This window comes from Ruegeria sp. K5, from assembly GCF_056531805.1.
Map to the genome: position 1 here is coordinate 182513 of NZ_JBQFML010000003.1, position 14155 is coordinate 196667.

Here is a 14155-nt window from a genome sequence, read left to right on the forward strand (position 1 = left end):
TTGACGCAACACTCTATACGCCAATCACCCCAATATGACGCATCGTCTTTCTGTGACGATCTCGTACGCAATTGAGAAACAGGGTGTCAGCCCAAAATGCCCGGCAGCCGCAACCCGTGATCGCGCGCGCAGGCTTTGGCATCCTCGTACCCCGCATCGGCATGCCGCCAGACACCCGAGGCCGGATCGTTCCACAGGACCCGCTCAAGGCGTTTTGCGGCCTCATCCGTACCGTCGGCGCAGATCACCACGCCCGCGTGCTGGCTAAACCCCATGCCAACCCCGCCGCCATGGTGCAGCGACACCCATGTCGCCCCCGAGGCGGTGTTGACCAGCGCGTTCAGCAGCGGCCAGTCGCTGACCGCATCCGAGCCGTCCTTCATCGCCTCGGTCTCACGGTTCGGGCTCGCCACCGAGCCCGAATCCAGATGATCCCGGCCGATCACCACCGGTGCTTTCAACTCGCCATTGCGCACCATTTCGTTGAAGGCCAGCCCGGCGCGGTGCCGGTCGCCCAACCCGATCCAGCAGATACGGGCGGGCAGGCCTTGGAAGGCGATCCGCTCCTGCGCCATGTCGAGCCAGTTGTGCAGATGGGTGTTCTCGGGGAACAGCTCTTTCATCTTGGCGTCGGTCTTGTAGATATCTTCCGGGTCGCCCGACAGCGCGCACCAGCGGAACGGGCCGATGCCACGACAGAACAGCGGGCGGATATAGGCGGGGACAAAGCCGGGGAAGGCAAAGGCGTTTTCCAGCCCCTCATCCTGCGCCACCTGCCGGATGTTGTTGCCGTAATCCAGCGTCGGCACGCCTGCGTTCCAGAAATCGACCATCGCCGCCACGTGTTGCTTCATCGACGCGCGCGAGGCTTTTTCAACCGCCTTGGGATCGCTTTCGCGCTTGTCCTTCCACTGCGCCATGGTCCAGCCCAATGGCAGATAGCCGTTGACCGGATCATGGGCGCTGGTCTGGTCGGTGACGATGTCGGGGCGCATGCCGCCTTCCTGCATCCGCCGATAGATTTCGGGGAAGATTTCGGCTGCGTTGCCCAGCAGGCCGACCGATTTCGCCTCACCCGCCTTGGTCCAGCGGTCGATCATTTCCAACGCTTCGTCCAGCGTCTCGGCCTTCTCATCCAGATATCTGGTGCGCAGACGGAAATCGATGCTGTCCGGGTTGCACTCGACCGCCAGACAGCAGGCCCCGGCAAAGACCGCCGCCAAAGGCTGCGCGCCGCCCATGCCGCCCAAACCGCCGGTCAGAATCCACTTGCCGGTCAGGTCGCCGTCATAATGCTGACGCCCGGCCTCGGCAAAGGTCTCATAGGTGCCCTGAACGATGCCCTGCGTGCCGATATAGATCCACGAGCCAGCGGTCATCTGGCCATACATCATCAGGCCCTTCTTATCGAGCTCATTAAAGTGATCCCAGTTCGCCCAATGCGGCACCAGATTCGAGTTCGCGATCAGCACCCGAGGCGCATCCGAATGGGTCCGCACAATCGCCACCGGCTTGCCGGACTGCACCACCAGCGTTTCATCCTCTTCCAGATCCTTGAGGCTGGCGACGATGGTGTCGAAATCCTTCCACGTCCGCGCCGCGCGGCCAATACCGCCATAGACCACCAGCTCATGCGGGTTTTCGGCCACATCCGGGTGCAGGTTGTTCATCAACATCCGCAGCGGAGCCTCGGTCATCCAGCTTTTGGCGTTCAGTTCGGGCCCGGTGGGCGGGTACACGTCACGGGTGTTTTTGCGAGGGTCAGTCATCGGGCAAGCTCCAATGCGGTGTCGTGGATAGCGTCGAGTATATCTTTCAGCCAGCGGCGCAGGCGCGTGGCTTTGCGTTCGTCATAGGACCACGGCGGGCGCTCGGCGGTCAGGTAGGTGGATTGGGCCAGTTCCATCTGAATGGCGTGCAGCCCCTCGGCCGGGCGGCCATAATGGCGGGTCGTCCAGCCGCCCTTGAACCGTCCGTTCAGCACTGTGCTATAGGGCGATGAGGCCGCAAACTCATGGGCGATGGCCTCAATCTCGGGCGCGCAGGTCGTGCCGTTATTCGTGCCCAGGTTCATGTCCGGTAGCGTTCCGTCAAACAGGAAGGGGATATGACTGCGGATCGAGTGGCAATCATACAGCACCGCAACACCGTGGATCGCCTTGACCCGCGCCAATTCGGCCTCAAGCGCGGCGTGATAGGGCGCGTGGAAGGTGGCGCGGCGTTCGGCGATTTCTGCCTCGGAGGGCGGATCATCCCAGATATCCTGCCCGTCAAAATCCGTCAGCGGCACCAGCGTCGTGGTGTTCTGTCCGGGGTAAAGCGACACGCCCGACGGGTCGCGGTTGGCGTCGATCACATAACGATGGAAAGTGGCGCGCACCGTTGTGGCACCGGGCAGCAACCCGTCATAAAGCTGATGGATATGCCAGTCGGTATCGTCCAGCCCCCTGCCCCGGTCATTCAGCCGGGCCTCGACCTCGGGCGGTACATAGGTGCCGGTATGGGGCAGGCCCAGCACGATGGGGCTGTCGCCCTGCGTGACCTCAACCGGATCGATCATGCGCCAAGCTCCGGCATGTCTATGCCTGTGCCATGGGCAATCTCACCGCGGGCAATCAGAGCATGGGCGGCTTCGATATCCGGTGCGGTATAGCGGTCGTCGCCCAGGGGCGGCACCACCGCGCGCAGCCGGGCCATCACGCCCTGCAGGGCCTCGCTGGTGGGCAGCGGCGCGCGGAATTCAACGCCCTGCGTAGCACAGAGCAGTTCGACCCCAAGAATGCGTTCCAGATTGGTCACCATCTGTCCCAGACGCCGCGCGCCATGGGCGGCCATCGAGACGTGATCCTCCTGATTGGCCGAGGTTGGCGTTGAGTCCGTGACGCAAGGATTGGCCAGATGCTTGTTCTCGCTCATCAGCGCGGCCGTAGTGACTTCGGCAATCATCAGGCCCGAGTTCAGCCCCGGATTGGGCGTCAGGAAGGGCGGCAGATCAAAGCTGAGCACCGGATCGACAATCAGCGCGATGCGGCGTTGGGCAATCGCCCCGATCTCGGCCACGGCCAGCGCGATCATGTCGGCGGCAAAGCCCACCGGTTCGGCGTGGAAATTGCCGCCGGAGACGATCAGCCCGGCCCCGGACAGGACCAGAGGGTTGTCGGTGGCGGCATTTGCCTCGATCTCCAGCGTGGTGGCCGCCTGACGCAGCACATCCATCGCCGCGCCCACCACCTGCGGTTGGCAGCGAATGCAATAAGGGTCCTGAACCCGTGTGTCGCCCTCACGATGGCTTTCGCGGATCACCGACCCGGCCAGCAGCGCGCGCATGGTGGCCCCGGCCTCGATCTGGCCGCGATGGCCGCGCAACGTATGGATTTCCGGTTGCAATGGGGCCGTGGACCCCATGATCGCATCCGTGGTCAGCGCCGAAGTCACCAACGCGCTTTGCGCCGCCTGCCACGCACCAAACAGACCCGCCAGCGCAAAAGCGGTCGAGAACTGGGTGCCGTTGATCAGCGCCAACCCTTCCTTGGGGCCGAGTTCCACCGGGGTCAAACCGGCGGCGATCAGCGCCTTGTGGCCGGGTATCACCTCGCCGCCATATTCGGCTTCACCCGCTCCCATCATGACAGCCGCCATGTGCGACAGCGGTGCCAGATCGCCCGAAGCGCCCACCGAGCCCTGCGCCGGGATCACCGGGGTGACGCCTTTGTCGAGCATGGCTTCAAGCAGGTCGATCAGTTCCAGCCGCACACCGGACGCGCCACGCCCAAGGCTGAGCAGTTTCAGCACCATCATCAGCCGCGCAACCGCGCGCGGGATCGCAGGACCGACACCACAGCAATGAGACAGGATAAGATTACGTTGCAGGGTCGCCGTATCCTCGGCGGCAATCTTGACGCTGGCCAGTTTGCCAAAGCCCGTATTGACCCCGTAAACCGCCGCTTCACCCGCCGCAGCCTCGGCAATGCGCGCCTGCGCCGCTTCGATGCCGGGGCGGCAGGCCGGGTCAAGCCGCACCGCGCATTCCTCGCGGTAAACCTGTTCCAGTTGCGCCAGCGAGACAGCGCCGGGGGTTAGTGTCAGCGGGGTCAAAACGCACCTCCGATGATGCGGGCGTGAAGCGGGTTGAAGCCGATGCGATAGGCGAGTTCCGCCGGGTGCGAGACGTTCCAGACCGCGAAATCGGCGCGCAGGCCGGGGGCAATCTGGCCGCAATCGCTCAGACCCAGCGCGCGGGCGGCGTTGGTGGTGACCCCTTGCAAGGCCTCTTCGGGCGTCATGCGAAACAAGGTGCAGGCCATGTTCATCGTCAGCAGCAAAGACGTCAGGGGGGCCGAGCCCGGATTGCAATCGGTCGCCAGCGCCATCGGCACATTGTATTTGCGCAGCAGGTCGATCGGCGGGGCCTGTGTCTCGCGCAGCGTATAGAACGCTCCGGGTAGGATGACGCCCACGGTACCTGCCTCAGCCATGGCCTGAACGCCGTCTTCATCCAGATATTCGATGTGGTCCGCCGACAACGCGCCATATGAAGCGGCCAGCTTTGCACCACCCAGATTAGACAGTTGCTCGGCGTGAACCTTGATCGGCAGACCAAGCTGCTGCGCCACATCGAACAACGGCACCAACTGGTCGGGCAGGAAGGCTATTGCTTCGCTGAACGCATCTACCGCATCGACCAGACCCTCGGCATGGGCGGCGCGCAGGGTCGGGATGCAGATTTCGGCGATGTAATCTGTGGGCCGATCGGCAAATTCCGCAGGCACTGCATGGGCACCCAGGAAACTGGTCACCACGCGCACCGGGCGGTGTTCGGGCAAAGCCCTGGCCGCGCGCAGCATGGTCAACTCGGTTTCGTGATCCAACCCGTAACCCGATTTGACCTCGATCACGGAAACGCCCTCGGCCAGCATCGCGTCGACGCGGGGTAGCGCCTGCGCGATCAGGTCATCGACACTGGCCGCGCGCGTCGCCTTCACGGTCGAGATGATGCCACCCCCGGCCCGCGCGACCTGTTCATAGCTGGCCCCGTTCAGGCGCATTTCGAATTCGGCCGCGCGATGGCCGCCATGCACCACATGGGTGTGGCAGTCGATCAGTGCTGGCGTTACCAAACGGCCCTCCAGTGAGGTTCTGGGCAGCGCCGAATACTGTGCAGGCAATTCCGTCTGAGCACCGACCCAGACAATCCGACCGCCCTGAACGGCAATCGCGGCCCCATGGATCAGCCCGTATGCGGCCTCACCCGCCATGGTCGCGGCATTCAGGTCAGTAAACAGGTGGTCGGGGGCCTGCATTCGAATCCCTCTCGTGAAATTCTCTCTTTTCTGGTACAGGTGTTTATGCTTTATGTCTATCCATAAAACCGGAGGCAAATATGACCACCATATTCGCAAACCGCGCCCTGCTGGCGGATGGATGGGCCGAAAATCTGCGGCTGGAGGTTCAGGACGGGCGCATTTTACGCCTGACGACGGACGCGGCAGCCATGCAAGGCGACACCCGCGTCGATACCTTGCTGCCCGCGCTGTCCAATCTGCACAGCCACGCCTTTCAGCGCGCGATGGCCGGGATGACCGAGTACCGTTTGGCGGGTCGCGACAGTTTCTGGACCTGGCGCGAGTTGATGTACCGCTTTACCGCGCATTTGACGCCGGATCAGGTGCAGGCCAGTGCCGCGCTGGTCTACCTTGAGATGCAGGAGGCCGGATATGCCGCAGTCGGAGAGTTCCATTACCTGCATCACCAACCCGGCGGGCAGCCCTATGACCGGCTTGCCGAACTCAGTGACCGGATCATGGCTGCCGCTGGTGAGACCGGGATCGGGCTGACTCACCTGCCGGTGCTTTACAGCTACGCGGGCGTCGGGGAAAAACCTCTTGAGGCCGGACAGGCCCGGTTCGGCAATGATGTGGACCGGTTCTGTGCGTTGGTCGATCAGTCGCGCGGCGCGCATGGCGAACTGCCACCGGACTGCCGCGTTGGCATCGCGCCGCATTCCCTGCGCGCCACCTCACCCGCCGATCTGGCGCAGGTGATCGCCGCGCAAGGCACTGGTCCGATCCACATCCACATCGCCGAGCAACCCAAAGAGGTGGCCGAAGTACAGGCCGGTCTGGGCGCGCGCCCGGTAGAATGGCTGCTGGCCAATGCCCCCGTCGATGCCAATTGGTGCCTGATCCACGCCACCCAGATGACCGAGGCCGAGACCCGCGCTATGGCCGCCAGCGGGGCCGTCGCAGGCCTGTGCCCCATCACCGAGGCCAATCTGGGTGATGGTCCGTTTAACGGCCCGACGTATCTGGCCGCTGACGGGACGTTTGGGGTCGGCTCGGATTCCAATGTGCTGATTTCTTTGACGGAAGAACTACGCACGTTGGAATATTCCCAGCGGCTGCGTGATCTGTCGCGCAATGTGCTGGTTGTGGGTGAAGGCTCGGTCGGGCAAACGCTCTATTGCGGCGCGGCCATGGGTGGCGCACAGGCTTTGGATCGCGATGCGGGCCAGATCGCCGAGGGCAAGCTGGCTGATCTGGTCGCCATAGACAGTCAAAACCCGGCGCTGTGTGCGCTGCGATCCGATCAGGTGCTGGACGGGTTGGTCTTTGCGGCCAGGGACTCGGTCGTGACCGATCTTTGGTCCGCCGGGCGGCATCAGGTGCGCAACGGTCGCCATATCCATCGCGACCGGATCATCGCCACGTACCGAACCGCGATAGAGGGGCTTTTGTCCGCGCTGTGATTAGGTTGATAGCTTTGCATCCAGATTTAATCCGGACATAATATGAATAGAGGCAGATATTAAGTGAGCAACCCGTGACCGTGCCAAAGACAATGGGCTTTCAGGACATACGCGACGAGGTTCTGAACCGCATCCAGACCCGCATCTGGCCACAAGGCAGCCTTTTGCCGACCGAGTTGGAGCTTGCAGCCGAGTTCGGTTGCGCCCGCGCCACTGTCAATCGCGCTCTGCGGGAATTGTCCGAGCAAGGGATCATCACCCGCAAGCGCAAGGGCGGCACGCGCGTCGTGACCACTCCGGTCAAGCAGGCCAAGCTGCCGATCACCGTGGTTCGCCAAACCATCGAGGATATGAATGCCGAATACCGCTATGCTCTGGTCAGTCGGACCCTGATTGATTGTCCCGCATGGTTGCAGGCCAAGCTGGGTCTGGCCGAGGGGGCTCAGGTCCTTCACCTGCACTGCATGCACCACGCCGACAACCGCCCCTTTCAGTTCGAGGAACGCTGGATCAATGTCGAGGCGGTCCCCCATGTGGTGGACGAGGATTTCCTTGCAACCGGACCCAACGAATGGCTGCTGGCCGAGGTGCCCTTTTCAAACGCGGAGATCGCCCTGTCGGCGGTTCCGGCCACGGGGCATTTGCAGGATTTCCTGTCCGTCCCGCCCGGAACGCCGCTGTTCCAGTTGGAGCGCACGACATGGTTTCAGGCCAAACCGGTGACATTCGTGCGCATGACCTTCCATCAGGGATACCAGATGCGCACCACTTACTGAGGCCAGGGCAGCGAGTAGGTTTTGACATTGGTGAAGAACTTCATCGCTTCGATGACACCTTCTTTCACACCATTGCCGCTGTCCTTTATGCCCCCGAACGGAGACATCTCAATCCGGTAGCCCGGTTGCTCCCAGATATTGCAGGTGCCGACGTGCAGCCCGTTGATATAGGCAATCGCGCGGTTCAGATCGTTTGTGCAAACGCCCGATGACAGGCCAAACGGCGTGCCATTGGAAATTGCCATCACCGCGTCGTCATCGTCGGGGACACGCAGGATGGGGATGATGGGGCCGAAGGTTTCCTCCATCACCAACGCACTATTGTAGGGCACGTGATCAACCACGATTGGGGGCAGTAAGGCCCCCTGTCGCCCGGGGTGATACAGAACTTGCGCGCCCTGCCGTTCGGCATCCATCACGCGGGTTTCAAACAGCGCCGCAGCCTCTGCATGGATCACGCAGCCCAGTTCCGTTTCCGGGTCCTGCGGGTCGCCAAAACGGATGGCTTTAGCCTTGTCCAGCACGAAGGGCACAAAACGATCTGCCACGCTGTTTTGAACCAGAATACGTTTGACGGCGGTGCAGCGTTGCCCGGAATTGCCCGTTGCCCCGGCAACCGCAATGGCCGCGGCCCGGTCCAGATCGGCGTCGCTCAGATCGTTCAGCACAATCAGCGGGTCGTTTCCGCCCAGTTCCAAGGCCTGCCGCTTGTACCCCGCCTTGGCCGCGATACTTTTGCCGACGGGAACGCCCCCGGTGAAGGTGATGATGTCGATATGGTCATTGGTGACCATCTCATCCCCGATCTCTTGCGGCCAGCCGGTGACAACCTGAAACATCTCGGGCGGTAAACCGGCCTCATACAGAATGTCGGCCAGGCTGAGCGCGGTCAGAGGGGTCAGTTCGGTCGGCTTGCAGACCATGCAATTGTTCGTCGCAATCGACGGCGCGATCTTGTGGGCGACCATGTTCAAAGGGTGGTTGAACGGCGTGATCGCACTGATCGCACGAACGGGGTCGCGCTTGGTGAAAATCTTGCGGGGCTTGCCGTTGGGGGTCAGGTCGCAGGAAAAGACCTCGGCATCATCGCGCAGCGCCTCGGCGGCGGCGAACTGAAACACATCCTGCGCCCGTTTGGTCTCATAGATCGCGTGCTGATGGCAAATCCCAAGCTCCAGCGTCAGCCATTTCGCGAGGTACTCGCGCCGCTCACCGATCAGGTCGCCTGCACGCTGCAAGATCTGACTGCGCTCATAGCGGGTCAGGTGGGGTGTGTAATTGGCGGCAATCTCGAAGGCCTGCCGAACGTGATCGACCGTGCCTGCGGGAACAGTGCCGACCACCTCGTTCGTGTAGGGATAATGAACCGGAATGGTGGCCTCAGAGAACACCACCTGCCCGCCGATGCGCATGCCTTCGTTCCGAATGTCCATTGCCATCTGCCTACCCCAATTGCCACGGGTCAACGGATAGAACTGCCCTCCGGCCTGCGTCAACAATGGGTTTCGAGAAAACTCAGGCTCGGGCAAGCGCGGGGCGCTGCCCCTGATGGGCGGGAAGCTCGGACCGATAGGTCGGAATAACCCCAACGGGCGGCTTTTCCCGGATATACTCCCCTATTCGCGCCAACATCGGTTTTCTCGGGCAATTGGGGCGTGTGGCAGCCCCCAGATCGCGCAGATGGCCGGGCGCGTCGAACGGAATAAAGCACAACGGCCAGTTGTCGCGCTTGAATTGTTCGGCCGCCAAAGCCGAGACAATGGTGCAGTCATCCGAATGGCAGATATGGCGGCAGATCGTTTCGAACCGCAGGGCAGTCAGGTCAAAGCGCTTGCTGATCCGGGTTGAGGGGTCATGTTTGGGCAACCGCTCCTCAAGCTCATAGCCAAAACTGTGCGGCAGGCGGATGAAATCATGCGGCGGCACGTCTTCCGGAGCGATCGAGGGTAAAGTGCACAGCGGATGCCCCTGTCGCAGCGCCAGAAACAGCGGCTCGGACCAGATCGAGGTGAAATCCAACGCGGCACTGTTGTTGATCTTGGCCACCAGAGCCATGTCCAGCGCATGATCTTCGACCATCTGCAGCATATTCTGCGGCAGGTCTTCGATCATGGTGACACGCATGCGCGGGAACAGCGTGTTAAACAGCTCTGAGAAATACTGCGTCAGATAGGGGGCCAGCGTGGGGGTCATGCCGATGGTGAAGGGCACAGCCTCGGGGTCGCGGAACTCGGTCGCGGTATCGCGGATCTTTTGCGCGTCGGCCAGAATGCGCGCTGCGATGTCCACGATCCGCGCACCGCAGGCGGTAGGGCGTACCTCGTTGTTCAGCCGCAGGAACAATTCAGTGCCAAGCTCGTTCTCAAGCTTCTTGATCTGGTTGGACATCGCCGGCTGAGACACGTTGCACGCCTGCGCGGCCTGACTGAACTGACCGTGTTTGGCAATCGCAAGGACATATTCCAGATCACGGATATTCATTTTGGCAAACGTCACAATTGGAAATGGGAACACTCATGCCATCAAAATACGCCTGAGGGGCCGGATTCAGAAGACCTGCGCCCGAAATCCGGGGGGATAAACGCTCACTTCCGTTAACAAATCTGTCAACTTTCGAAAATGAATAGGGCAAACCGCGCGGCGTGTATGCGTGAAGCGCCTTGTTTTTCGGGGTTTGAAGGTTTCAGACCTCACGCGTTTTGTGACTATTTGCATCGGTTATAGCCCCGATTTGGACCATGAATTTCCGCTGCCTCGGGGTGGGGCCTACTCCTTTGATGCGTCGGCTGCCCAAGCATTCGGGCCGCCTGCACCACGCAACAAACCTGACGGAGTGACCCATGCTGTCCCAATTCGTAGAAAGCCTGCGCGCCCGTCTCTTGACCACGTCAACCCTGGCGCAAGAGACGACCCGCGACGGCCAAACCCTTTTCAACAACTTCTTCCAGAGCACGGTGGTAGATGACACCCCCGCTTTTGTTCTGGCCAATGATTTCTCGCGCCTGCTGAACTTTGGCGAGATCGTCACCAACAACGCCGTTGCCGCTGTTCAGGCGCAGGGGCAGGATGTTGACATCTTCAACTTCCGCTCGGGCGTGATCGACGCCAATAGCGGCCCTGATGCGCTGGCAACCGGCGTTCAGGTCACCGGCAGCGCCGCTGTCCGCAACTTTGGTGCAATCTCGGGCGACTTCAACGGTGTTCAATTCCTGGGCGCAGACAGCTCGGGCAGCCTGGACAATTTCCGGGGCGGCGTGATCAGTTCCGACAGCCGCGCGGTGGACATCCAAGGTCAAGGCATCGATTTGCGCAACTTCGGCGACATCGTCGGCACTGGCGACCAGCGCAATGGCACGATCTACACCAACAGCACTGCCGAGGATATCTCGATCTCGAACTTCGCGGGCGGGACCGTGGATGCCGGTGAGGGCAATCTGGGCGCAGGCGTTTCGCTTCAGATCGGGGATGAGATCGGCGACCGTGTGGAAACCGATGTGTTCAACGGCTTTGGCGCGACCATTCAGGGCCGGGGTCAGGCGGCGTCGAACACCGCGCTGGCGGGCGACGGTATCCGCATCGACAATGGCGCCGAAGGCACCATTCTGGACACTGAGATCGTCAACAGCGGCCTGATTTCTTCGGAAAGCACCCAAGGCACCGCTGCTGGTATCCGTATCGCTGACGGTGCAAACACCGAAGGCGAGATTCTGAACACCTCGACCGGTGTGATCGAAGGCGCTGCAAATGGCCTTTATATCGGTCAGGGCGCGCATGATCTGGACGTTCTGAACTTTGGCACCATTCAGTCGGACAGCCGCGCGGTGAATATCGATGGCACGGGTGTCAACCTGATCAACGGCGGCGACATCCTCGGCACCGACGATCAGCGCAACGGCACTGTTTATGCCGATGGCACAGCCGACGACTTCTCGGTCAACAACCTGGCCACCGGGACAATCGACGCAGGCGAGCACAATCAGGGCTCGGGCTTTGGTGTTGAAATCGGCGGGGCCGCAGATGGCGCGAATTCGTTCACGCTGGACAATGCCGGTACAATCCAGGGCCGTGGCAATGCTGCAGCGGGTACAAACGCGGCAGGTGACGGTATCCGGATTGGCAATGTTGGCAATGTCGGCACCACCGACGCGATCATCAACAACACCGGCACCATCGACTCGGAAGGGGCCAATGGAACCGTTGCGGGTGTGCGTTTTGTAAACGGTGTTTCGTTCCAGGGTGAGTTCAACAACTCGGGCGATATCTCGGGTGTTCAAAACGGTGTCTATTTCGGTAACCCGGTCGCAGGCGAAGGCGCAGATCACACCGGCGGTGTGTTCAACAACCTGGAAGGCGGAACCATTTCGTCGGACAGCCGGGCGTTCAACATCGATGGCATTGGCCTTGAGGTGAACAACGCCGGTGACATCATCGGCACCGACAGCCAGCGCAACGGCACGGTCTACGCTGACGGCACCGCGCAAGACTTCACCTTCAACAACCTGGAAACCGGTGTTGTGGACGCAGGCGAAGGCAACGAAGGTTCGGGCTTTGGTGCCGAGATTGCAGGCGAGAATTCCTTCGAGCTGAACAATGACGGCACCATCCAGGGTCGGGGCAACGCCGCCGCAGGCACCAACGCAGCCGGTGACGGTATCCGCATTGGCAATGTCGGCAACGCCGGGACCTTCTCGGGCACCATCATCAACGCGGGCGTGGTCGCCTCGGAAGGTGCTAACGGCACCGTCGGCGCATTCCGCGCGGTGAACAACGTCAACTTCCAGGGTCAGCTGATCAACGAAGAAGGCGGTCTGTTCGAAGGTGGTCAGAACGGTGTGTACTTTGGCACCGGTGATCACGCTGGCGGTTCCTTTGTGAACCGAGGCACCGTCACCTCGGACAGCCGTGCGGTGAACATCGATGGTGAAGGGCTGGAGGTTGTCAACGAAGGCGAAATCCTGGGTACCGGCAACCAGCGCAACGGGACTGTCTACGCTGATGGCACCGCCGACAACTACACCTTCAACAACTCCGGTGTGGTGGATGCAGGTGAAGGCAACAACGGGTCTGCCGTTTCGCTGCAAACTGGTGACGTCTCGGGCGATGTGGTTTCGGCCGCGATCCTGAACGAAGGCACGCTGCAAGGTCGTGGCGACGCGATCGAGGGCAACCAGGTCGGCGACGGTCTGCGCCTGTTCACCAGCCAGGATGACGCCTCTTTCGCGGGTGTTGTTGTCAACGAAGGTCTGATCGCAGGGTCCGAGGACTCGGACGCGGCAGCCGGTATTCGTATCGATGGCGGCCTGAACCTGCTGGGTGCGATCCTGAACGAAGGTGAAATTCGCGGCACGGTCAACGCAATCGACGCCTTGGACGCAGCCAGCGTGACCATTGTCAACGACGACGAAGGTGTGATCAACGGCAACGTTCTGCTGAGCGATGGCGACGACATCTTTGTCGATCTGGGCACCACCAACGGTGACATCAGCGGTGGCGCAGGAGATGACGTGCTGATCGCAGGCGATGCGGACAATGTTCTGACCGGTGGTCTGGGCAATGACTTCATCGACGGTGGCGACGGCATTGACACAGCCGATTTCTCGGATCTGGATGTCGCGGTCGAGGTTCGTCTGGACGCCAACGGCAACGGCACCGCCACGCGCGATACGGGCTTCAACATCTCGGTCGTCGATGCGGTTGTCGCAGCACCGGGTCAGTTCGGGTCGGCTATCGAAGATGGCGCTCAGTTCGTGGAACAAGCGGTTCAGGGCAACCTGTACTACAACATCCACACCTCTGAGTTCCCGGGCGGTGAAATCCGCGGGCAATTGCTGGTCGACAGCGACGTGACCGAGAACGGCATCCGCACAGTCTCGCTGAGCGGCGGTCTGGACGCAGCGCAAGAGCCTGGGCCGATCTCGGACAGCGACGCCACTGGTGAAGCAACCGTTGTCATCACCCAGAACCTGGCGTCGGGTGAGGTCACATACTCCAGCGAACTCAGCGTTGTGGGTCTGAACGAAGCCGACCTGAACACGCCGATCCCGGGTGTTGTCTCGGCCATCCATCTGCACAATGCACCGGCGGGCATCAACGGCCCGGTCGTACAGGATACGCTGGTGGATGCAGGAGCGACGCTGGACGTCAATGCCGTGGGTGGCATTGGTGTCATCGGTCAGGACGTCATCGAGAACCAGATCGAGACAGACATCCTGCAATCCATCGAGAACGTCATCGGCTCGGACGATGGTGACGTGATCTTTGGCAGCGATCTGTCCAACGTTCTGAACGGTGGCGAAGGCGACGACCTGCTGAACGGTGAGGGTGGCGATGACATCCTGATCGGCGGCGCAGGTGCAGACACCTTCTCGTTCGGCTCGAACTTCGGCACCGACGTGATCCAGGACTTCGAAGTTGGTCTCGACCAGCTCCAGTTCGGGGACTTCGGGCCGGATTTCGGCGGCGCGCTGAGCGTCGCTCAGGATGGCAACGACGCTGTCATCTCATTCGGCAACGAAGGCTCGGTCCGTCTGGCCGGTGTCAACAGCGCCGACCTGAGTGACGACGACTTCGTCGCGTAACCACACCCAATCGGGGCGGCCCTCGGGTCGCCCCGTTTTTGATCAACCGGAAAGGG

The 14155-nt window shown here is 61.6% G+C and carries 9 protein-coding genes; 3 read left to right on the forward strand and 6 right to left on the reverse strand.

Features of this window, described 5'->3' with window-relative positions; genetic code table 11:
* Positions 1-86: 86 nt before the first annotated feature.
* The 4 genes from hutU to hutI are packed head-to-tail and all read right to left on the reverse strand — an operon-like array spanning position 87 to position 5300.
* Complete coding sequence (gene hutU / locus ACR0MO_RS12050; RefSeq protein ID WP_480891460.1) at positions 87-1769, reverse strand: urocanate hydratase; 1683 nt, start codon at positions 1767-1769, stop codon at positions 87-89.
* Entirely contained in the window at positions 1766-2560 is a 795-nt protein-coding gene (gene hutG / locus ACR0MO_RS12055) for an N-formylglutamate deformylase (protein ID WP_170622202.1), read from the reverse strand. The genes hutU and hutG overlap by 4 nt, the downstream gene beginning before the upstream one ends.
* Complete coding sequence (gene hutH, locus ACR0MO_RS12060) at positions 2557-4095, reverse strand: histidine ammonia-lyase (protein ID WP_480891464.1); 1539 nt, start codon at positions 4093-4095, stop codon at positions 2557-2559. The genes hutG and hutH overlap by 4 nt, the downstream gene beginning before the upstream one ends.
* On the reverse strand, positions 4092-5300 hold the full coding sequence (hutI, locus tag ACR0MO_RS12065; protein ID WP_170453861.1) for an imidazolonepropionase: 1209 nt from the start codon (positions 5298-5300) through the stop codon (positions 4092-4094). Before hutI ends, hutH begins: the two co-directional genes overlap by 4 nt.
* Before the next feature lie 80 nt (positions 5301-5380).
* Here hutI and ACR0MO_RS12070 point away from each other — a divergent pair, with 80 nt between their 5' ends.
* The gene (locus tag ACR0MO_RS12070) at positions 5381-6745 is read left to right on the forward strand and encodes a formimidoylglutamate deiminase (protein ID WP_170453863.1); all 1365 of its coding nucleotides are present in this window, start codon (positions 5381-5383) and stop codon (positions 6743-6745) included.
* Positions 6746-6819: 74 nt separating this feature from the next.
* Positions 6820-7521, forward strand: coding sequence for a GntR family transcriptional regulator (locus tag ACR0MO_RS12075; protein WP_480584762.1), 702 nt, complete (start codon positions 6820-6822; stop codon positions 7519-7521).
* Here the strand turns inward: ACR0MO_RS12075 and phnY are convergent.
* Entirely contained in the window at positions 7515-8960 is a 1446-nt protein-coding gene (gene phnY, locus ACR0MO_RS12080; protein WP_480873786.1) for a phosphonoacetaldehyde dehydrogenase, read from the reverse strand. The two genes, ACR0MO_RS12075 and phnY, sit on opposite strands and share 7 nt — an antisense overlap.
* 76 nt (positions 8961-9036) lie before the next feature.
* Entirely contained in the window at positions 9037-10002 is a 966-nt protein-coding gene (locus ACR0MO_RS12085) for a LysR family transcriptional regulator (protein WP_480891466.1), read from the reverse strand.
* Positions 10003-10361: 359 nt separating this feature from the next.
* Between ACR0MO_RS12085 and ACR0MO_RS12090 the strand changes: the two genes are divergently transcribed.
* Positions 10362-14099: a beta strand repeat-containing protein gene (locus tag ACR0MO_RS12090; RefSeq protein ID WP_480891469.1), complete on the forward strand. Its 3738-nt coding sequence runs from the start codon at positions 10362-10364 to the stop codon at positions 14097-14099.
* The last annotated feature ends 56 nt before the right edge of the window (positions 14100-14155 follow it).

What these genes read in the sequence shown, in the direction of transcription:
- hutU (WP_480891460.1), bottom strand. Translation starts at nt 1,769, where the DNA reads ATGACTGACCCTCGCAAAAACACCCGTGACGTGTACCCGCCCACCGGG.
- hutG (WP_170622202.1), bottom strand. Translation starts at nt 2,560, where the DNA reads ATGATCGATCCGGTTGAGGTCACGCAGGGCGACAGCCCCATCGTGCTG.
- hutI (WP_170453861.1), bottom strand. Translation starts at nt 5,300, where the DNA reads ATGCAGGCCCCCGACCACCTGTTTACTGACCTGAATGCCGCGACCATG.
- ACR0MO_RS12070 (WP_170453863.1), top strand. Translation starts at nt 5,381, where the DNA reads ATGACCACCATATTCGCAAACCGCGCCCTGCTGGCGGATGGATGGGCC.
- phnY (WP_480873786.1), bottom strand. Translation starts at nt 8,960, where the DNA reads ATGGCAATGGACATTCGGAACGAAGGCATGCGCATCGGCGGGCAGGTG.
- ACR0MO_RS12085 (WP_480891466.1), bottom strand. Translation starts at nt 10,002, where the DNA reads ATGAATATCCGTGATCTGGAATATGTCCTTGCGATTGCCAAACACGGT.
- ACR0MO_RS12090 (WP_480891469.1), top strand. Translation starts at nt 10,362, where the DNA reads ATGCTGTCCCAATTCGTAGAAAGCCTGCGCGCCCGTCTCTTGACCACG.